The organism is Myroides albus (assembly GCF_024722315.1).
GTDB classification, from domain to species: Bacteria; Bacteroidota; Bacteroidia; order Flavobacteriales; family Flavobacteriaceae; genus Flavobacterium; species Flavobacterium album_A.
Genome location: NZ_CP102754.1, coordinates 313,729 through 333,711 on the forward strand (window position 1 = coordinate 313,729; position 19,983 = coordinate 333,711).

18 protein-coding genes are annotated in these 19,983 nt (G+C 32.6%); 6 read left to right on the forward strand and 12 right to left on the reverse strand.

Annotated features, from left to right (window positions below; genetic code table 11):
• Positions 1-64 precede the first annotated feature (64 nt).
• A complete protein-coding gene (locus tag NWE55_RS01475) occupies positions 65-3,244 on the reverse strand; it encodes a cytochrome c biogenesis protein CcsA (protein ID WP_155093299.1) in 3,180 nt (1,059 codons plus the stop codon).
• A gap of 205 nt (positions 3,245-3,449) precedes the next feature.
• Between NWE55_RS01475 and NWE55_RS01480 the strand changes: the two genes are divergently transcribed.
• The gene (locus NWE55_RS01480; RefSeq protein ID WP_155093300.1) at positions 3,450-4,649 is read left to right on the forward strand and encodes a pyridoxal phosphate-dependent aminotransferase; all 1,200 of its coding nucleotides are present in this window, start codon (positions 3,450-3,452) and stop codon (positions 4,647-4,649) included.
• Between the two features lie 99 nt (positions 4,650-4,748).
• Here the strand turns inward: NWE55_RS01480 and NWE55_RS01485 are convergent, their stop codons facing one another.
• The 3 genes from NWE55_RS01485 to NWE55_RS01495 all read right to left on the reverse strand — a co-directional run bounded on the left by NWE55_RS01485 (position 4,749) and on the right by NWE55_RS01495 (position 7,808).
• Positions 4,749-5,204 (reverse strand): PaaI family thioesterase, encoded by a 456-nt coding sequence (locus NWE55_RS01485; protein WP_155093301.1) that lies wholly within the window; start codon positions 5,202-5,204, stop codon positions 4,749-4,751.
• A 936-nt stretch (positions 5,205-6,140) separates the two neighbouring features.
• On the reverse strand, positions 6,141-6,899 hold the full coding sequence (locus NWE55_RS01490) for an MBL fold metallo-hydrolase (RefSeq protein ID WP_155093302.1): 759 nt from the start codon (positions 6,897-6,899) through the stop codon (positions 6,141-6,143).
• Positions 6,900-6,971: 72 nt separating this feature from the next.
• Positions 6,972-7,808, reverse strand: coding sequence for a helix-turn-helix domain-containing protein (locus NWE55_RS01495; protein WP_155093303.1), 837 nt, complete (start codon positions 7,806-7,808; stop codon positions 6,972-6,974).
• A gap of 95 nt (positions 7,809-7,903) precedes the next feature.
• Between NWE55_RS01495 and NWE55_RS01500 the strand changes: the two genes are divergently transcribed.
• Positions 7,904-8,944 carry a hypothetical protein gene (locus NWE55_RS01500; protein WP_258204481.1) on the forward strand — a complete coding sequence of 347 codons (1,041 nt, stop codon included), beginning with the start codon at positions 7,904-7,906 and terminating at the stop codon, positions 8,942-8,944.
• Between the two features lie 46 nt (positions 8,945-8,990).
• Here NWE55_RS01500 and NWE55_RS01505 read toward each other — a convergent pair whose 3' ends face one another.
• The 4 genes from NWE55_RS01505 to NWE55_RS01520 all read right to left on the reverse strand — a co-directional run bounded on the left by NWE55_RS01505 (position 8,991) and on the right by NWE55_RS01520 (position 12,702).
• Positions 8,991-9,620 carry a hypothetical protein gene (locus tag NWE55_RS01505; protein ID WP_155092919.1) on the reverse strand — a complete coding sequence of 210 codons (630 nt, stop codon included), beginning with the start codon at positions 9,618-9,620 and terminating at the stop codon, positions 8,991-8,993.
• A gap of 269 nt (positions 9,621-9,889) precedes the next feature.
• Positions 9,890-10,180: a hypothetical protein gene (locus tag NWE55_RS01510; protein WP_155092920.1), complete on the reverse strand. Its 291-nt coding sequence runs from the start codon at positions 10,178-10,180 to the stop codon at positions 9,890-9,892.
• Positions 10,181-10,299: 119 nt separating this feature from the next.
• Positions 10,300-11,724 carry a DHA2 family efflux MFS transporter permease subunit gene (locus NWE55_RS01515; RefSeq protein WP_155092921.1) on the reverse strand — a complete coding sequence of 475 codons (1,425 nt, stop codon included), beginning with the start codon at positions 11,722-11,724 and terminating at the stop codon, positions 10,300-10,302.
• 153 nt (positions 11,725-11,877) lie between these two features.
• Positions 11,878-12,702 carry a helix-turn-helix domain-containing protein gene (locus NWE55_RS01520; protein ID WP_258204482.1) on the reverse strand — a complete coding sequence of 275 codons (825 nt, stop codon included), beginning with the start codon at positions 12,700-12,702 and terminating at the stop codon, positions 11,878-11,880.
• Positions 12,703-12,788: 86 nt separating this feature from the next.
• Between NWE55_RS01520 and NWE55_RS01525 the strand changes: the two genes are divergently transcribed.
• On the forward strand, positions 12,789-13,751 hold the full coding sequence (locus NWE55_RS01525) for an alpha/beta hydrolase (RefSeq protein WP_155092923.1): 963 nt from the start codon (positions 12,789-12,791) through the stop codon (positions 13,749-13,751).
• A 1-nt stretch (position 13,752) separates the two neighbouring features.
• Positions 13,753-14,334: an NAD(P)H-dependent oxidoreductase gene (locus NWE55_RS01530; protein ID WP_258204483.1), complete on the forward strand. Its 582-nt coding sequence runs from the start codon at positions 13,753-13,755 to the stop codon at positions 14,332-14,334.
• Between the two features lie 33 nt (positions 14,335-14,367).
• Here NWE55_RS01530 and NWE55_RS01535 read toward each other — a convergent pair whose 3' ends face one another.
• Both NWE55_RS01535 and NWE55_RS01540 read right to left on the reverse strand, forming a co-directional pair.
• Complete coding sequence (locus tag NWE55_RS01535; RefSeq protein WP_155092925.1) at positions 14,368-14,859, reverse strand: hypothetical protein; 492 nt, start codon at positions 14,857-14,859, stop codon at positions 14,368-14,370.
• Between the two features lie 107 nt (positions 14,860-14,966).
• Positions 14,967-15,143, reverse strand: a complete 177-nt coding sequence (locus tag NWE55_RS01540) for a BF3379 family histone-like protein (protein ID WP_155092926.1) — start codon at positions 15,141-15,143, stop codon at positions 14,967-14,969.
• 281 nt (positions 15,144-15,424) lie between these two features.
• Here NWE55_RS01540 and NWE55_RS01545 point away from each other — a divergent pair, with 281 nt between their 5' ends.
• Together NWE55_RS01545 and NWE55_RS01550 are read left to right on the forward strand one after the other, a co-directional pair.
• Positions 15,425-15,637: a hypothetical protein gene (locus NWE55_RS01545; protein WP_155092927.1), complete on the forward strand. Its 213-nt coding sequence runs from the start codon at positions 15,425-15,427 to the stop codon at positions 15,635-15,637.
• 180 nt (positions 15,638-15,817) lie between these two features.
• Positions 15,818-17,839, forward strand: coding sequence for a tetratricopeptide repeat-containing sensor histidine kinase (locus NWE55_RS01550; RefSeq protein ID WP_155092928.1), 2,022 nt, complete (start codon positions 15,818-15,820; stop codon positions 17,837-17,839).
• A gap of 158 nt (positions 17,840-17,997) precedes the next feature.
• Here the strand turns inward: NWE55_RS01550 and NWE55_RS01555 are convergent, their stop codons facing one another.
• Both NWE55_RS01555 and NWE55_RS01560 read right to left on the reverse strand, forming a co-directional pair.
• Positions 17,998-19,095: an inorganic phosphate transporter gene (locus tag NWE55_RS01555; RefSeq protein ID WP_155092929.1), complete on the reverse strand. Its 1,098-nt coding sequence runs from the start codon at positions 19,093-19,095 to the stop codon at positions 17,998-18,000.
• A gap of 19 nt (positions 19,096-19,114) precedes the next feature.
• On the reverse strand, positions 19,115-19,759 hold the full coding sequence (locus NWE55_RS01560; protein WP_155092930.1) for a DUF47 domain-containing protein: 645 nt from the start codon (positions 19,757-19,759) through the stop codon (positions 19,115-19,117).
• Positions 19,760-19,983 lie beyond the last annotated feature (224 nt).

Sequence of the window (19,983 nt, forward strand, 5' to 3'; positions counted from 1 at the left end):
AAAGGTTAGTATTAAAAATACTAACCTTTTGTTTTAAATTGAAAATATATAAAAAATTAAAATACTATTTCTTCAAGTACTTCTTATACTTTATAAAAGATAAAACACTTATGATAAATACAAAAGCAAGTGACCACCATATGATTGTTGGTGTGATTACTTTCTCTCCTGAAGCATATGAATGTAACCCACTTAAATAGAAATTCACTCCAAAGTAAGTCATCATAATAGAATAGTATGCTACTACGCTAAATACATTATATATCCATGTACCACGCATAGCTGGAACTAATCTGGCATGAATAACAAAAGCATAAATCATAATACTAATAAGTGCCCAAGTTTCTTTTGGATCCCATCCCCAATAGCGTCCCCAACTTTCGTTTGCCCATTGTCCTCCAAGGAAGTTCCCAATAGTTAAAAGAACTAATCCAACAGTTAACGCCATTTCGTTAATGTAAGTAAGTTCTTTAATATTCATGTCCATCTTCTTCTTATTCTTTTCATTTGTCAAGATCATAAGAACTAAGGTTACCACTCCAAGCATCATTCCTAATGTGAATGGACCATAACTTGCTACAATTACAGCTACGTGAATAATTAACCAATATGAGTTAAGAACTGGTTGTAAATTAGAAATAGCAGGATCCATATAATTTAAGTGTGCTCCCCAAAGTACCATACCTGTAACGAATGCAGTAGATGCAACAGTTAATTCTGACTTTCGACCAAAGTATATACCGAACAAGGCAGTAGCCCATGCCACATAAATTACAGATTCATAAGCATCACTCCATGGAGCATGGCCTGAAACGTACCAGCGAATTCCTAAACCAATAGTGTGTATAGCAAACAATAAAATCGTAAGCCATCCTCCTATTTTTACAACCCAAGTACTAACTTTAGACTCTTTAATAATTCCAGCTACAATAAAGATAAACATCAATATAGCACTTAACATATAGTAACTATAAAGTGTTTTGAAAATATCATACTTATTGTACAAAATTTCAAATTCAATCTTTTTCTCACTTGGAATTACAGATTTTCCATACTGAGACTGATATGTTTTTAAATGTGCAAGATACTCATCTGCTTTAGTATAATCACCAGTTTCTTTTGCTCCAAATAATGCTGGAACATACATACGTGGTAAAATACTTTTTGTAAAAACAGAATCCATTCCTGTTATATCAGATTCATTTAATTCCAATGGAGATACCCATTTGTCATTATCGTGCCCAGGGATAGGGAATACAGTTAAAATACCACTGGTAAATGCAGCATTTAACAAGGCTAATTTCCCATCTAAATCTAAAAAGTCTGTTTGGAACTTATTCTTTATAGTAGAGTGATTGGCATCATCTACTTCCTTAGCTAAAATATAATTACCTTCAGCATCAAAAAAGTCAATTAAACTTGCATATTTTGTTCCCTTCTCTAAACCAAGTAATTCCGTAATTTTATCATTACCTCTTGGAAGAGCAATAATGTCAGCATAATACCAAAAGTTTGGAGCTCCTTGCATTTGTTGAGCTACCGTAAACTGCGTCATCGATAAAAACACCTGATCAGGAGTCAAGCCTTTGTAAGTTTCCTTTTTATAAACTTTACGCACCAATTCTGAAGCAAAAGTATTGATAGGCTTCATACGACCACCATAGTCTTGAATAACCAAAGTACCAAACTTAGCAGCGTGCTCTTTACTTACAGCCGTCGCTTGAACAAGCGAATCTATTAAAGCTGCATCTGGTTTTTGAGAAGGATTGCTACTGTGATTGTGCTGTGCAAATCCAACGGTAGAAAACAACAAGACTAAAATAGTCATCATTGTCGCTTTCTTTTCTCTTATTTTGTCTAATTTTTTTCTCAAATCGTAAAAACGTGTATTCTTATCAAATAAGATAGCCAATAAACCTACATACAATAAAAAATATCCAATATAGGTTATCCAAGTTCCCCAGAAGTCATGGTTAACTGATAAAATAGTTCCCTTTTCATCGCGGTCAAACTCTGCTTGGAAAAATCTATAGCCTTTATAATCTAAGATATTGTTCATGTAAATTCTCGCATCAAAACTTTCTTGACCATCAATTACGGTCACTTGACTTTCAAAAGAAGAATAACTTGTTTCTGTTCCTGGGTATTTCTCTGCAATAAACTTATTTAATTTTACTTGGAAAGGGGTTGTATAACCTTTACTTCCGTACATAAGTGTAAACTCTAAATCTCCTAATTTAATCGATTGAGGTTCTCCAATTCTACCACCTTTCCCCATAAGAGTAACATCTTGCTCTAAACCTTGCGATTTGACAGTCACTGTTAAAGCATCTGTGCTCATTCTACTTTTAAAATCACCATCTGATGCCAATACAATCTTTCCTTTAATCGGCATTTCTGGCAAGACAAACTGAGTCCCAGCCATATTATAAAGCGATCTCAGATTTAACGGTTGTTTCTCATTAGGAGTAACATCACCCGTAGCCTGAGTAGCCATTACCATATAAGTACCTGAAAAAGGAGTATCTATAAAAAACTCTCCATCTTCTTCAATAATATTAATTGCTCCTTCTGTCGCTTTATTGTAAGCAAATAATACATTGTGGATACTCGCTACTTCACCTTCTTTCAAAAAGTGTTCGTGTCTATCTCCATCACCTGACTCAACAAGTTTCAATAGCTTAATTCCATCTGGATCTTCCTGAATGGTTTCTGTAGCTCCCATGATGAAGTCTTTATAAACTACTTCAAAAGGAATTCCATTAAACTCTTCCTTAAGCTTAAAATTGTTATTGGTTACTTGAGAAAACAATAAAGGCTCTTCGAATGTTCTTCTTCGAACCTCTCCTTGATAGTCTCCGTCAGTCATCACTGTTAAGAAGGTTTTATCTGATAAAATCAAATCAGCTGTTTCTCCTTCTCTAATAGGCATCATCCCTTCAAAACTGATATAACGAGTAATGAAAGCTCCTATCATTATCAGTATAAAAGAGGCATGTATGATAAATGTTGCCCATTTTTCTTTAGTAAGTAAACGGTATCTTTTAATATTTCCAATAAAGTTTACTAAGAAGAAAAACATAATTAATTCAAACCACTTGGTGTTATAAATAATTATGCGCGCTGTTGTAGTGTTATAACGGTCTTCAATAAAGGTTCCAGCTGCTAATGCAATTGCGTAAACAATAAAAAGTACAGCCATTAACCGTGTCGAAGAAAAAAAAGAAATTATTTTTTTGTCCATGAGTTGTTAATACGTTGTTTTACAATTCAACAAAAATAACCAAAAAGCCCACTAATTCAGTATATTTAACTTATTATTTAGTAATGATTTTCCCACAGTATATTCCCAAAAAAATATACATTTGCACTACACTACCCAATTGATTCAGCTTACAATAATTATTTGTCTGATTTGGTCAATTATTAAAGATTAAAATATATAAATTATGCCAAAAATTTCTCAAAAAGGGATTAATATGCCTGAGTCACCAATTAGAAAATTGGTACCATATGCTGAAAAAGCTAAAAGCAAAGGTCATCATGTTTATCACTTAAATATTGGTCAACCAGATATTAAAACTCCTCAAGGAGCTTTACAAGCGGTTAAAGATGCCAACTTTGAGGTATTAGAGTATAGCCACTCAGCCGGTTTTGAAAGCTATAGAAAGAAACTTGCTACCTACTATCAAGGACATCATTTAAACGTTGACTTCTCAGATATCATCATTACTACTGGAGGTTCTGAAGCCTTAATGTTTGCCTTGGGAAGTACTTTAGACCCAGATGATGAAATTATTATTCCAGAACCTTTTTACGCTAATTACAATGGGTTTTCTATCTCAAATGGAGTAAAAATTGTACCTGTAATGTCATCTATAGATAATGGGTTTGCATTGCCTTCTATCAGTGAATTTGAGAAATTAATCACTCCTAAAACGAAAGCTATTCTAATCTGTAACCCTGGTAATCCTACTGGTTATTTGTATTCTGAACAAGAAATGCAACAACTGACGGACCTTGTTGTTAAACACGATTTATTCCTTATCGCAGATGAAGTATATCGCGAATTTGCATATGATGGCTTTAAACATATCTCTGTAATGAGTATCCCTGCCTTAGCTAATCACGCTATTATGGTGGATTCTGTATCTAAAAGATATAGTATGTGCGGTGCTCGTATTGGGTGTATTGTTTCTAAGAATAAAGAGTTAATGACAGCAGCGATGAAATTTGCCCAAGCTCGTCTTTCTCCTCCAACATTTGCACAAATTGCCTCTGAAGCTGCTTTAGATACACCTGAATCTTATTTTGATGAAGTTATAACGGAATACAGAGAAAGAAGAGATGTATTTATAAAAGCACTACAAGAAATTGATGGAGTACAAGTAACAGCACCTCATGGATCTTTTTACTGTGTAGCAAAATTCCCTGTGAAAAATGCAGATGATTTTGCAAAATGGCTATTGGAAGACTATGACTTAAATGGCGAAACAGTCATGATTGCTCCTGCAGCTGGTTTCTATTCTACTCCTGGTGTAGGATTAGACGAAGCTCGTATGGCTTATGTATTGAAAAAAGAAGATTTACTTCGCTCTGCCCAAATCCTAAAAGAGGCTTTAAAAGTTTATCAAGGAATAGAAAAATAGTCAATGACTTTTCAACTATAACAAGAAAGAGAGTGATAAAATCACTCTCTTTCTTGCTTTTATACTTTTCTTGTATTGCAATAATTATTACAAATTCATTTACTCTCGCAACTTAATTGCCAAAATCTCTCCTGTAGCACAGACAACATTATCTGCCGATAAGGTCATTTCTACTGTGATTTTGCGTCCCTCTATGTGCTTCAACTTACCCATAATTACTAATTCCTTTCCTTGAGGGGTCATCGCTTTGAAATTCACATTGAGGTTACCTGTCACGCAGCGAACTGGAATTTGTGCTTGTTCTAAACTAATACCTTCTGCTACACAAGCAAATGCAGCAGCCGAAGCCGTACCATGACAGTCTAATAACGAAGCTATTAATCCTCCATACACACTTCCTGGAATTGCAGTATACTTTAAATCTGGCGTAAATCTACTAATCGTTTCTTCTCCTTCTAAATAGGTTTTTAATTGGTGACCTTGTGTATTATTCTTTCCACAACCATAACAGTGTGCAAGATTCTCCGGATACAAATCCTGTATTGGCTTTTTCATAATGGTTTTTCTTGGTTTAAGGCTTAAATATCGACATTACAAAGCAACTAAACAACCCTAAAAATAAAAAAACAAAGTGATCTAAGTATGGTTTGCTCACTACTCCTACTTCAGTTTTGAATAATAAAAAGAAAAATACTACTGCTACTTAGGGATCAATTCACAACTACATGATCCAAAAACACTTCTATATAATCTCTTGACAAAATACTGAAATTGACAAATTCTGAAAAGCATATTCGACTGTTCTATTAGAGGGCTTTTCTTGCACTTCCTTGGGGAATGCTTGCACTTTTCTGGGGGTTTCCTTGTCAAAAGCACGGTTTTCTCGAAGAAAGGTGCAAGAAAGGTGCAAGAAAAACTCAAGCAACCCCCTATCAAATGGATGCAAAGCGATTGATAAATCACCTGTAAATTTGGTTAAAAAATAGTTCCTCTATTTGCCTTGTTTTGAAAACCTCATTTTATTGTATGTTACTTCACTTTTTTATATGTTTTTATTTTACTTCGCATACAGCTTATGATTTATCGCCTAAAGTATAATTAAGTTGACGACACCTTTTCCTTGTGTTTTACCTATCTTTCACTAATAAGTTTACTTAGTGTAAACCTATTCTTATATAGGACAAATACTACCACAAAAATAAACTGGCAGCACTTCTATCTTGAGAATAAATAGTCGTAATGAGAGTACTTCAATTACTAAAGACAAGAAATACAGGAGGAACTCAATATTGTTATTGATAAATAAAACACATTAAAAGAAAAGAGTACTTTATAAAATAGTCAAGGGCTACATTGAATATTCTGTGTCAAGAAGATCCCACAAAACAAGATACTTCCCATTCATCATGAGAACAACATCACTAAAGAGAATAGCCTATCAACTAAACACGAAGCCACATTGATACAAACTACGAAATGTGAATACAGACGCTAAACAACAGAATTATACTCCTCCAAATCGTGATAACTATATACTTTCACATCTGGATATTCCTTCATAAACCCTTTTATTATATCCATAGATTTTAAGCGCAAATCATTATCATCTGCTCTTGCTTGTGTAAGCTGACTAACCGAATGATTGTCATCGAATAGTTCTGCTTTTAAATAATAAGCATCTCCTATATAAAAATACCACTGATTAGCTACTTGATATAAAACGCCACAATGCCCAAGAGTATGGCCAAATAATGGAGTAAGGTAAACTTTCAAATCGCCTTCTATATCTACTTTTCTGACTTCTAAACCAAATAATTGTTCTGATGCTGATTCATATAACTTTACAACTGGTTTATGATCTAACAAATTTCGAAGATAGCGAGGATTATCTGATAAATAATTGTGATATTCCTCCAACCCAACATGAAGTCTTGCTTTAGGAAAATCACTTGCACCTCCTATATGATCACAGTCTAAGTGAGAAACTACAATGTCAGTAACACAGTTGGGATCGAGTCCCAATCTTTTTAACTGCTTATACACTGTATCTTCCACATGGAGGTTAAAACCGACCATCTCAATTAGCTCTTTGCCCAATCTTAGTTCTGGTGAAAGACAATCAACCACCCCAATACCTGAGTCAATCAGTACAAGACTTTCATTTACTTTAAGAACAACACAATGTCCTATAGCATGATCTCCAGTAGGAGCATCGATATCTACACAATTTAAATGATGTATTTCCAACATAATCTATCTAATTTAAAATACAAAATTCAACTTTATCACGCACTAAAAATAGAACGCTAACGACATAAAGTCTTATCGAACCCCTACGATACGCATTGGTTGTTCTACCGTTTGTTCTGTATCAAAAGCAATACAGTGATTCAAAAAGTCCTTTGGAGTACTTCCCGAAAACATTTTAAACTCACGGATAAAATGGGATTGATCAGCATAACCGTAGTTATAAGCTAAATCACTCAATTTGGTAAAGTCTCCTTTGTAAATAGCATTACAGGCGTGTTGAAACTTTACCACTCTTTTATACTCTTCAATTGACAAACCGATATCTTCTCGGAACTTCCTTTGTACTTGTCGCTGTGAAATATGCAAATCACAGGCAATTGTTCGAGAATCAGTGTGCAAAAAATCCTGATTCAACAACATCAAACCTTGATCTACAATAAAAGTATTTGAATAACTCAATTGTATCTTTTGTATAAAATAATCTTCTAAAATAGAGACCGCTGATAAGATAGAAGAAGAATAAACTACTTGTTCGATTATAGAGATAGGGATTAACTCTTGGGCTTCTATTAATGTATTTGTGAGTTCATTTGTATTAACGTTAAATATCTTCTTAAAAGCAGATGCGTGAAAATCAATGCCAATAATTGATCCATGTGTTTTAAAATAGTTTACACAAGGTTCATCACTTTTTTGGCCATAGAGAAAAGCAATTGGCAATTGCCTTTGATCAGTATAATTAAACAAATTAGACTTTCCTCGACAATGTTGAATAATTAAACCTGTTGAACCTGCGGCAAGAATCTTGTATTTTGAAATAGAATCAGCTTCAGATAACACATCTCCATACCAAAACTTTTTGATATACTTCTCAAGTGAAGTACAAGGGGTAAAATATTTAATTTCCATATTGGCAGCCGCTTACATATTTTACAATTATAAATAAAACTAAGATTATAATCCGTTTACATCAGTAATTATATTATTTTTAACAAAAAATTAATATGAAAAAAGGACAAATACTTTGGGGTGTTATTAGTGTAATAATATTCACCGTACTCCTTTACTTTATTTCTTTAGAGAACTATTTCTTCAATCCTTATCTAACTACTTTTGTAACAGGAATTGCTTGCGCTATCACAGCTTTATTCTCTTTAACTAACATTACATCTACTTATGATGTAGGAGAACTTCTCACACAGTCTAAAAATCAAGACAAAGATGCAAGTGATTTCGGAAAAATGCTATTAGCTATTTTATATGGTTTGATTATGGGGGTACTCTTTTTTACTATTCAACAAAAAAGAGTAGATAGTGAATTTGAAACAAATGGAATCATAGCCTCAGCTAAAGTATTAAATGGTACACATATAGCAAATTCAATCCATCGAGGGGTAAAAAACAATACTTTTACACTACAAGTTAGCTTTCATGAAACATTATCCCAACGCGATATAAATACCCAAGTTGAAGTACCGCAAGAAGTCTTTGAAAGCGTATATAAGGATCAAACTATTGAAATTATCTATTCAAAAACAAATCCTAATATGCTTAAACCAATTATATTAGAGAGTGATATAAAAAGATTCAAAAAGATTGAAAACAGGTTAATTACTTTTCAAGATTTGGAAATATTAAGTAATAACGATATAGACAAAAATAATCTTTTGGAATATTTGCTCAGTGTTAGTACAGGATGGAGTAGAATAGATGATGAAAGTGATGCTACTTTTGTGGCCTATCACAATCCCTTAAAAGATGAAAATGTCGCTTACTCTAACATTGATCACATGCTTTTCTATTCTGGATCAAACTTAGAGTTTCTGTCTCAGAACGAAGAACTTGTTTTCAAATATGAAGATCTATTCAAAGATAGTTTTCCACAAAGTGATTTAAACCCTATTAATCTCAAAATAAAAGAAACGGTGAAAACATATGACTATAAACATTACTTAGTTAAAATTGTTTACGACTACTACAATTTAAAAACAATGGACACTATAGTAGCTACACCTAAAACATTATTTTTTGCTAAAAAATATTAAAAGAAAAGGCTTTGGAGTATTCCAAAGCCTTCTTGTATTATAACTGTTAGTATAAAAATTCCTGTACAAAGAAAAATAAAACATCTTCTTTCCTACCAAATTTTTCTAACATTTTGTCCCAAGCCTTACTGCTAAATTCTATTGTATTCTTGTCTGTATCTTCATACATCCAAGTACCTTTAAATGTTTTCTTTAAAGTTGCCTTAACCCCACCTGATGAGTATTCCACTTCTCCTCTAAAATTAGTACTAATAGAAGAGCTCTTACCTCCTCTATTCTCTTTAAAGGTAGAGTTTCCGTGAATATCTTTTCCCATTTCAGTCTTATTCCCTCTATTATCCTCAAAAATAACAGTATCGAAAATATCAACTTTATATGTTGCTACATACCCATTATCTTTTTGATGCGTTAAAAGAAGTTGTTCGAATAAAGAAATCTTCTTTCCTTCACTATCGTGAATACCTGGAAACTGTAGGTCTAAATACTTCTTCGTAAATTCTATTTTATTCTTTTGATTGTCAGAAAAAACTAAATCATCGAATATATTCTTTTTAAAAGTAGCTGAATACCCCTGTGAACGGTACTTTAGGTCTTCAAAAATATCCTTTTCAATTCCTTGCCCATGACTAATCGAAGAAGATATGACAAGTAAAAACAGAAAAATAAATTTCTTCATAATTTGTAAATCAGTTATAGTAGCAAGATAAGATATTTATAGAAAAGTAAAGTGGATTTTCACAAGATTATCAACACTGTGCCAATTCAATTATAAAATGTAAAAAAACAATACAAAACAACCGAAATATTTAATGTTTTTACTTGACAAAACAGGTATTTACTAAAACTATTATTGTATAAAAGCAAGGTGATAATGTACGATTAGTAATACAATAAGTATACGTCAAAATGAACTAAAATACACTTTGTACAAATACCTTTAAACCGCTATTCACTAAAAAACCAAAATGCCAATAACGCAATTAAAACTGTGGCATATCCCGTCAAGAAATACAATACATCAATATCAAAAAAATGCTTTATAAATAAAGAGATAATAAACACTATAGGATACACTAAGGCTCCAATTAAGAACGTTTTTGAAACTCTTACTTTAATCTTTTCTTTTTTAGTTGCATAACCAAAACTTGGTGAACCTAATGACATGATTGAAGGTATGAAAGTAATCAAACTTCCTACTAAAACAAGACTTATATAAACCCACAGAGCTATACGCATAAAACTATTTTTTCATTACTAAATTTAAAGATACAGTTGTTGTGGTTATAGATTCAACAACAAAAGCCTAATTAACATTTAATTAATTATAAACAGTATTTGAGTTAATGTGATACTACTTAAGCGTCCTCGTCCACCATTACCTTACCCGTAATACTTGTTCCTGCATTTGAATCTAAGAAAGTAAAGGTATAACTCGACAGTACCGTTAGTATTCCCATTACTAAAAATGCATATCGAAATGCGTCGATTTGATTATTCGTTTGAATGAATTCTTTATTCTCAAAAAGCAACAACAACATCGAGGCAAGTGAAATTCCCAAACTAACAGCAAGCTGTTGTGTCACAGAGATCAAACTATTCTCATCACTTGACGTTTCTTCATTTAAGTCAGCCATTGTGATGGTATTCATAGCTGTAGATTGTATAGCTGTTACTGCTCCTAAAGAAACCATTAATAAAATTACCGTAATATACGATGTGGCTAAGGTTATGAAAAAGAAATTACCAATGATAAGACCTGTCAAAATCGTACTAAAAATCAGAGTTGTTCGATATCCATACGTTCGCACTATTGGCAATACAAGTGTACGCGAAAATATATTTGCTAAAGCTTGAGGTATCATCATTAAACCAGCATGAAACGCAGAATAACCAAATCCTACTTGTAGCATCAGCGGAATCATTAGGGGCATGCCACCAGTACCCAGTCTTGAAATAAGATTACCTACTACACCCACCCTAAGACTAACTAAAGAAAAAATACCCAAATTAATCAAAGGGTATGTTTTCCTTTTTGCATGTAAAATATAGATTGCTAAAGATAAGGCTCCCAGCACCAGCATAGCAAAAAGTCCCAAAAGTGTAAAGTGCGGATTATTCCATTTCTCTATCACTAAAGTTATTGCCGTTAACCCTACGCTTATATACAACCATCCCATGATATCAAATCGACCAACTTCACTGGTGAAATTAGGGATAATTCGCTTAGCCATTACGATTGCTGCTAACCCTATAGGAATGTTCAAAATAAAAATCCAATGCCAACTTAACTGTTCAACTAAAAAACCACCTACTGTTGGACCAAGCATTGGACCAATTAAGGCAGGAATAGTAATATAATTTATCACTTTTAGAATTTGCGCTTTAGGATAAGTATACAAAAGAGTTAAGCGAACTACAGGAACCATTAAAGCCCCGCCAAAAGCTTGAAATATACGAGATAAAATAAGTTGATTCAAAGAAAACGATAAGGCGCAAAATAAAGACCCTAAGGTAAAAAGCACAATAGCACTTATAAACACCCTCTTTGTTCCATACTTTGCAGTTAACCAACCACTAACAGGAATAAGAAGTGCAACAGTCAAAGTATAAGAAACGATTATACTTTGCATTTCTAAAGGAGATTCACCAAAATCTCTGGCTATAGTAGATAGCGCTGTATTCAAAATCGTACCATCTAAGGACTGCATAAAAATAACTAATGCGCCCAAAAAAGGTAAATACTTTGAAACTGAAAGGTTTATATCCTTTTGTGATCCCATACTAAGAAATATATTACTTGCCGCTATTTAAAAAAGCGAACAAAACTATGACTTATTCACTTAAAAAAGCGTTTCCTAATAAAAGTTTACCAATTTTAACTTTTAGATAAGGTTAAATTAATTATTTAATTTAATAAAAAACGATATTTCATATTATTTTTTTCGAAACTCACTTAAAGTTACTCCCTTGTGTCGCTTAAAAAACTTATTAATATGACTCTCATCTATAAAACCAAACTCATCCGCAATCTCGCTAACTCGCTTAGCGCTAAAAAGAAGTCTATGCTCTATTAAGCGAAGCCTGTACTTTGATATAAAATCTTGAATACTCTCTCCACATTGCTTTTTAAAATAGGCACCTAAATACGTGGAAGAAATACCAAATTTATTTGCTATGACAGCTATTTTCAAAAGCCCTGGATACTGTATATGCTCTTGTATATAGGATATAATATTCAAAATTCTATCTTCTTTTGACATTTGTTCATTCAAAGGTCGATTAAATGCAATATTGCGTGCAGCTAAAACAATAACTGAGTTTATTAACTGTCTTAGCAAATCACTTTGATATACTTTATCTTCATTTATACATTCCTGTATTATTGTCATTAAACGCTCCAGAATACCTTGATCGCTTTTATTTTGTATTAAAGTACCAGACAAATGACTCGCGTGATATAGCAAACACTCTAAATGGTTGATTGACTTTGATTCGTAATCACAGATGAATGTACGTGTAAACTGAACAACAATAAACTCACAAATTCCTTCTAAATCAAATTCATGAGTGTCTTTCGGAGAAGTGATAAATAAATCACCCGATTTAAAAGCTATCTTATTCTCATTTACTACGTAAACCCCTTTTCCAGAAATAACATAGACCAATTCAAAAAAGTTAAACGTTCTGTTTCTACTTGGACACGCTCCTATTTGTTCATAAAAAACTTCTAAGTCACGGTATATGTTTTCTCTTACCATAATGCAATTTTACTTTTTTATACTTTAATTATACCTACAAACATCCTATTTATCAGTATAATTTTGCACAAAAGTAATATAAAGATATGAAGACTACGCAACAAATATTTGAACTAATGGCCTCTGACCTGCAGATTAGCATGCATGAAAATAATTGGAATAGCATAGACTATGAAACGCTATTGAAAGATAATCCCAAACAAATTAGAGCAATAGAGAAAACCTTATTTGAAGAAGATAGCAGCGAATTAGAAAGCCCCAATCTCACAATCAAAAACGCATGGATTCCCTCTCGTGAGAAAGACAGATCGATCAGAATAAGAACCTACCACAATAATGCTGTAACCGAAAGGCAACCTGTCTACTTATTCTTTCACGGTGGCGCATTTATATTTGGTTCCCCTGAACAATACGACTCACAGTTAATAAATTTAGTTAACAAACTAAATATTACGGTTGTCAATGTAGATTATCGCCTTTCTCCTGAGCATCCTTATCCAGCAGCTATAAACGATGGAATTGACGTTTTAAATTACCTCTTAGATAACTGTATAACATTAAATATCGATAAAGATAAAGTGATTATAGGAGGTAGTAGCGCTGGTGCAACTATTGCGACGAGTATATGCTTACACCTTCCATATAACCTGAGCAAACGCATTACTCATCAATATCTGCTATATCCCCCTTTAAGTGATGATTTGTCAACAGAGTCTATGTTACAACTTGCAAATGCACCAATGCAAAGCAAACAATCAGCTGTTTATATGTGGGAGAATTACACCAAGAATAGTCGTAAAAAAGAGAAGGCATCTCCCTTAAATCACACTCATTTTCAAGGAATACCCAATACTACAATTGTATATTGTGAATTAGACCCTTTTAAAGATGAAGCTATTAACTATGCAAAAAAACTGCAAAGCCAAGAAATCAAGACACAGTTAATTGAAGTTAAAGGTGCAGTACATGCCTTTGACTTTTTTGATTGTCAATTAACACAAAACTACTTCGACTTACAAATATCATTATTCAAAGAAATAATTAAATAAGATGAACAAAATAACAATAATAAATGGGCATCCAGATTATGAAAACTTTAATCAAGCCATAACAAATACATACAAAGCGCAGGCCTTAGCAGAAAAATGCGAGGTAAAATTAATTGCTATTAGAGAATTGGATTTCAACCCTAATTTAAAGAATGGATACCGAAAAAGAATGGAGCTGGAACCAGATTTACTGCAAGCTATCCATGACATTAAATGGTGTGATCATTTAGTTATTATTCATCCTATATGGTGGTTAAGTATGCCGGCCATACTAAAGGGATTTTTTGATAGAGCATTTCTACCGAGTATAACATTTAAACACACCTCTGCGACCACTTCAGAAGGATTATTACAAGGAAAAAGTGCAAGGATAATCAACACTGCTGGAGATCTTAGCTTTTCTGTATACGAAACTGTATACAAGAGCAGCGGTATCGTTCAATTAGAAAAAGGTATTCTTGAATACTGTGGAATAGCTCCGATAAGCAAATCTTTCATTGGTCCATTAAATACAATGACGGCCGTAGATCGACTAAATCTTCTAAACACTATACCACAATTAGTTCAACAAGATATTCAATAAAAAAGCCTTGTGAAATACAAGGCTTTAATCTTACTATCTTCTCAGTTCTAAGTTTTCACTTTTAGCAAACTTCTCTTGAGCGCTAATTGCTTTATCCTCTAACTTGTCAATTTTATCAAAAACAACATTAACTTTATCAGCAAGATCGTTGTACTGAATAATTTGATCGTCATTTAAGTTCTTTTCGTCTAAACTCATCAATTCTTTAAATACTGGTATAAAATCAGTTTTTACAGTACTATATAAATCAACTACTGCCCCGTGAAATTCTTTAGCTGCATCACTTGGTTCTAACTTACTCATCACCGTAGAACAGCTATCTGTCAAGAACTCCAATCTTTCAATTGACTTGCCAACTTCTGCTTTAGATTTCTCATCCTTACTCACTACAGCATCCATTATCGTTCCCATTTCGGATGTATAAGCTTCATAGGTATTTACAACTGTTTCATTATAATTAGTGCTCTTTGAACATGAAAATGTCAACATAGCAGCTAAACTCAATACAAATAATTTCTTTTTCATAATATATTTTTTACATATCAAAGATACTTATTTTAACAGCTATACAAACAAAAAAGTCTTACCAAATTAATGGTAAGACTTCTAATGAAGCAATATATGCTATAAAATTATTTTTTTGAATCTTCTAAAGAAGCTTTTCTAAATTCTTTCATTAACTTTTCTAAAGATAAAGAAGCTTTACGAGCTCTTGTTCCAGCAGCTTTATTTCCGTTTTCAATTTGTAATGCTGCATCTTTTTGGAATGCGTCGTACTCAGCAGAGATTTTTTCTAATAATTCTTTCATGGTATTTTTTACTTTAATTTTTATAAACACAAAATTAGAAGAATAAGAACACAAAACCTGTTTTTAACAAAAAAATATACTTCCAAAATCACTATTTATAAGACTTCAAAGCAATTTATACTGTAAAAAGTTCACTTGACTCCAAAACCTAACCTAAACAATAAGACGTATGTAATATTCTTTTTTTTGTAAAAAGACGTCTAAGTCGCAATTTTATTAGTAGCTTTATAGAACCTCCTTCAACAGAGGCAAGTACAAATTATATCCAAATTAATTCAATTATGACAATAAAACCGATTCGAACTGAAGAAGATTACCATATGGCATTAATTAGGATAAAGCTTTTAGAAGATGCTAAAAGTGATACTCCTGAAGCTGATGAGTTAGAAGTATTAAACATACTTATTGAACATTACGAAAGAGAAAACGCGCCAATGGGCATGCCAGATCCCATTGATAGTATAAAAATATTCAACAAATACTTTAATGAATAAAATGCAAAGAAAAGAGAAGTTGTTTAATAATAAATATCTTCTCTTTTCTTTTTAACCAATTCTTGTTAATAGAAAGCAATAAAGATAAGTAACTCAAGATTATACAACTATTAAGAACTTTTTAGTATATAAATAATATATAGTATTTTTGTATTTCATTTTAATCGTTTCGAAAAACTAATGGCAAATAAAATTCGCAATTTTATTTATTATCCTATTACATTTCTAATCTTGTTCACTGTAATAAGTTGTCATGAAAAGCACACTGTATACAAAACGGATATAGATAATCTGTATGCTATCAAACGCGACATACAAGATAAAGATTCGATTGCACAATCCATTCAAGACAAGACAAAGCGAGCGTTAAATTCGAAAAATACAAAGAAAGACGCCCAATTAATTGACAGTGTTATAGATGTTTTACGTTGGACCAATGAAAAGAAAGCCTTTCTAAAATTGAATAGTATTGCTCATGACGATGCAATACAACAAAACGATCAAACAAGGTTAGCGAATACTTACCACGACTTAGCCGTTTTCTACCACGATGAAGGCCAATTAGACAGTGTATATTATTACTATCTGAAAGCAGAAAACATCTTTAAAAAAAATGGAGATAGTTTACCTGTTGCAGAAAACAATTTTTATCAATCACGGTTATTATATGAACTGGGACTTCAAATGGAGTCTGAAGTTAAACTTTCTAAATCACTTAAAATACTACAAGATTTCCCTAAAAACCCATTATTAATTGAAGCTTATCAATTAATGTCTTTATACAATATAGAACACGGGGAATTTGACAAAGCATTAATTAACTTAAAAAAGGCCGAGAAAATACTTCAAGATGATGAAGGAAAATTCGAAGTGCTACCCCGTGATAAGTTTTATTTAGCATATTCAGCATTGTATGCCAACATATCTTTTTTATACATTGAAACGAAAGAATATAGCAAAGCAGTAGAATACTCCACAAAGGGAATCGAATACATACAATATAACTATACTGATTTAGGTTTTGCCTTCATCAATTTAGAACATCAACTTGCACAGCACTATAATGGCACTAACCCCGATGTAATTGGTGGTTTACTTATTTCGTATAATTTATTTGACAAGCTAAAGCACATCTTTTTTCAAGCAGATACTGCAAAGATTATTTCTAATATATATAGTGAGTTAGGAGATAAAAGTAACTCTCTAAAATGGGCATGGACTTCTTATAATCTTGCCAAGAAAGACAAATTCTTTAAGAAGCAAAAAGAAGCAATCGAACTCATTTTATTAAACGATAAAGATTATCCTACTCCAGCATTAGTAAAAGAGCTTATCGACTTAAATAAAGTACTGGAAGTTGAACAAAAAGAAACGAGAGAAAAGTTTGCCAAGATTGAATATGAAACCTTTCTGTTAGTGAAGGAGAACCAATCCTTAAGACAGAAAATTGCTGTTATTTTAGCGATTTCGACAGTGGTTACCATCGGTTTAGCTTTTATTATCTTTTATTTTAGGTTGAAAAACAAAAACAAAGAGCTTTTTAATCTCAATATTCAGAAATCTAAGAATGAGAAAATTCTAAATCTTTTAATCGAGAACAATAATATCGAACACAAATCAATACAAAAAGAGAGAAATAGAATATCAAAAGATTTACACGACGGAGTAATTAATAGTCTTTTTACGCTGAGATTTAATCTTCAACAAATGGACTCTGCCAATAAAGAGATGCAACAATTGTTGATTAAAGAAATAGTAAACCTTGAACAAACAGTAAGGGATATTTCTCACTCTTTAGCGAAAAGTAGCCTTTTAAAGAATAAAAGTTTTGAGAATCTATTGGTTGAGTTGGTGAATAAACAGAGTAATAACTTTAAGACTGTATTTACCATTACCTTAGAGGATGACTTGTCTTTTGAGCATTTAACTACTTTGCAAAAAGTAAATATTTACCATATCCTACAAGAGACACTCCAAAATATAAACAAACACTCCTATGCTACAAAATGTCAAATCAATGTGACCTCAACAAATGACAAGATTGTCTTTGAAGTAAAAGACAATGGCATAGGAATTAAAGGAAACCGAATTAATGGTTTAGGTTTAAACAGTATGAAAGAAAGAGCACAAGCGATAAAAGCGGACTTTAAGATCATATCTAAAATAAACAAAGGGACAACAATCACCTTAGCTAATAAATAGAAAACTAAAAAGGAGATGAGTTAAAAACAATATAAGTTTTTAACTCATCTCCTTTTTTTAATTAATAAGTCTTTATTCAAGGAATTATACTATGAGCATAAGACACAAAAAAAGCCACATATTTCTATGTGGCCTAAAACATTAGTAAGGTAATGTTTTTATGTAAATAATGAAACTAAGTAATACACAAGCATTGCCATTACAGCTGAAACAGGAATAGTCAATATCCACGCCCACAACAAATTAATTGTTACTCCCCAGCGAACTGCAGAAACGCGTTTAGTAATACCAACACCTATTATTGAACCAGTAATAGTATGCGTAGTTGACACGGGAATTCCCATGTGTTCTGAAACATATAGAGCCATAGCTCCTGCCGTTTCAGCTGCCACTCCTTCTAATGGAGTAACTTTTGTAATCTTTGACCCCATAGTCTTGACGATCTTCCATCCTCCTGATAAGGTTCCCAAACCAATGAAAATAAAAGATGCTAAAGGGACCCACCACCAATGTTCAACGAACACAGAGAAAGTATTTACTCCTTCTACAGTATAAGCAGGATCCATATCAATGTGCACGTGATAGAATATAACAGCGGCACCTATAATTCCCATTACTTTCTGAGCGTCATTTCCTCCGTGTCCTAAAGAAAACAAAGCTGAAGAAACAAGTTGTAAACGCTTAAACCACACCTCGCATTTGTGGTGATTCATTTTTCTACAAATCCACAATATGGCAATCGTAATGAAATAAGCCAAGAACATTCCCAGAAAAGGAGCTCCAAAAATAAATAAGAATATTGGAATTACTTTTGAGTACACAATTACATCTATCCCTCCTGGTGCAAAACTTCCTGCATGTGCTAAAGCTGCACCTATAAAACCTCCAATCAAAGTATGAGATGAAGAAGAAGGAATACCTAACTTCCACGTCAATAAATTCCATATAATAGCCGCAATCAATCCAGAGAAGATAACTTCTAATGTTATAAAATCTTCATTTACAGATTTAGCAATTGTATTACCTATCTTGAACTCACCTACAATGTATAAGGAAATAAAATAGGCAGCAAAGTTAAAAAACGCAGCCCAAAGGACAGCTTGAAATGGGGTTAACACACGTGTTACAACAATTGTAGCAATTGAATTAGCAGCATCGTGAAACCCATTAATAAAATCAAAACCAAGTGCCAAAATGATAATGATAATCAGCATTATCCCAGCTTGATTACTCAGTAACTCTGATAAAAACTCCATAGTTAAACCATTATATTTATTAAGAGTACTTCACCGTGATTGCCTCTAATACATTAGCAACATCACGGCAGCTATCCGTTGCCGATTCTAAAGCAGTCATTACCTCTTTATATTTAATAATTTCTATGGCATTATTTTCATTTTCAAAAATATCTGCAACAGCTTTGTCAAATACCTTATCTGCTTTGCGTTCTAATCTCGAGATATTTTTACATACACCAGATAATACTTCAAGATTTTTCATGTTCTCCAGTGTGTACAATCCCTTAGCTACTTCATTACACGCTTCCAAGTTTGCCTCTGTCAATTTATGTAAAGGCTTTGTAATTTTATCAATGTGATATAAACGCATACGCGAAGCAGCATCTGATAAATTATCTGCAATGGCATCCACTGCTGTTATCAAATTGTGAATATCTTCTCTATCAAAAGGAGTAATGAAATTTTTACCTAATTCAACACGAGTCGTCTGAGCAATTACCTCAATCTCTTGCTTGATAACTTCAACTTCCTTCAAAAGCTTCTCTCTTTCTTTGGCTGGTGCATTTACAGCCTCATGAAGAGTCTGTGAAAGCTTTTTAATCTTATTAGCTGCCTTTTCAAACAAAGGATAAAATGTTTTGTCCTTAGGAACTAAAAACTGAAAAATATTGTTTAATGACATTTGTTTATTATTTAATTAAAGCGGATGCAAACATAGGCTATCCATCAATAACCAATGTTACCAAATCATTAAGAAATAGATAAAAAAAGCAATTATTATACGATTATCCTCCTTTACTATTCACTTTATCGCAATCTCTATATACACAAAGAGTTTAAAAAGTCAAATATCTTGACCTTCTAAACTCCCTGTGTACTGTTGATATTCTGTTGCCAATCCTAATG

Bases quoted from the DNA above. Each gene is read 5' to 3' on its own strand.
- NWE55_RS01560 (WP_155092930.1), bottom strand. From the start codon at position 19,759: ATGTCATTAAACAATATTTTTCAGTTTTTAGTTCCTAAGGACAAAACA.
- NWE55_RS01555 (WP_155092929.1), bottom strand. From the start codon at position 19,095: ATGGAGTTTTTATCAGAGTTACTGAGTAATCAAGCTGGGATAATGCTG.
- NWE55_RS01525 (WP_155092923.1), top strand. From the start codon at position 12,789: ATGAAGACTACGCAACAAATATTTGAACTAATGGCCTCTGACCTGCAG.
- NWE55_RS01515 (WP_155092921.1), bottom strand. From the start codon at position 11,724: ATGGGATCACAAAAGGATATAAACCTTTCAGTTTCAAAGTATTTACCT.
- NWE55_RS01480 (WP_155093300.1), top strand. From the start codon at position 3,450: ATGCCAAAAATTTCTCAAAAAGGGATTAATATGCCTGAGTCACCAATT.
- NWE55_RS01545 (WP_155092927.1), top strand. From the start codon at position 15,425: ATGACAATAAAACCGATTCGAACTGAAGAAGATTACCATATGGCATTA.
- NWE55_RS01540 (WP_155092926.1), bottom strand. From the start codon at position 15,143: ATGAAAGAATTATTAGAAAAAATCTCTGCTGAGTACGACGCATTCCAA.
- NWE55_RS01535 (WP_155092925.1), bottom strand. From the start codon at position 14,859: ATGAAAAAGAAATTATTTGTATTGAGTTTAGCTGCTATGTTGACATTT.
- NWE55_RS01510 (WP_155092920.1), bottom strand. From the start codon at position 10,180: ATGCGTATAGCTCTGTGGGTTTATATAAGTCTTGTTTTAGTAGGAAGT.
- NWE55_RS01550 (WP_155092928.1), top strand. From the start codon at position 15,818: ATGGCAAATAAAATTCGCAATTTTATTTATTATCCTATTACATTTCTA.
- NWE55_RS01520 (WP_258204482.1), bottom strand. From the start codon at position 12,702: ATGGTAAGAGAAAACATATACCGTGACTTAGAAGTTTTTTATGAACAA.
- NWE55_RS01495 (WP_155093303.1), bottom strand. From the start codon at position 7,808: ATGGAAATTAAATATTTTACCCCTTGTACTTCACTTGAGAAGTATATC.
- NWE55_RS01475 (WP_155093299.1), bottom strand. From the start codon at position 3,244: ATGGACAAAAAAATAATTTCTTTTTTTTCTTCGACACGGTTAATGGCT.
- NWE55_RS01530 (WP_258204483.1), top strand. From the start codon at position 13,753: ATGAACAAAATAACAATAATAAATGGGCATCCAGATTATGAAAACTTT.
- NWE55_RS01490 (WP_155093302.1), bottom strand. From the start codon at position 6,899: ATGTTGGAAATACATCATTTAAATTGTGTAGATATCGATGCTCCTACT.
- NWE55_RS01500 (WP_258204481.1), top strand. From the start codon at position 7,904: ATGAAAAAAGGACAAATACTTTGGGGTGTTATTAGTGTAATAATATTC.
- NWE55_RS01485 (WP_155093301.1), bottom strand. From the start codon at position 5,204: ATGAAAAAGCCAATACAGGATTTGTATCCGGAGAATCTTGCACACTGT.
- NWE55_RS01505 (WP_155092919.1), bottom strand. From the start codon at position 9,620: ATGAAGAAATTTATTTTTCTGTTTTTACTTGTCATATCTTCTTCGATT.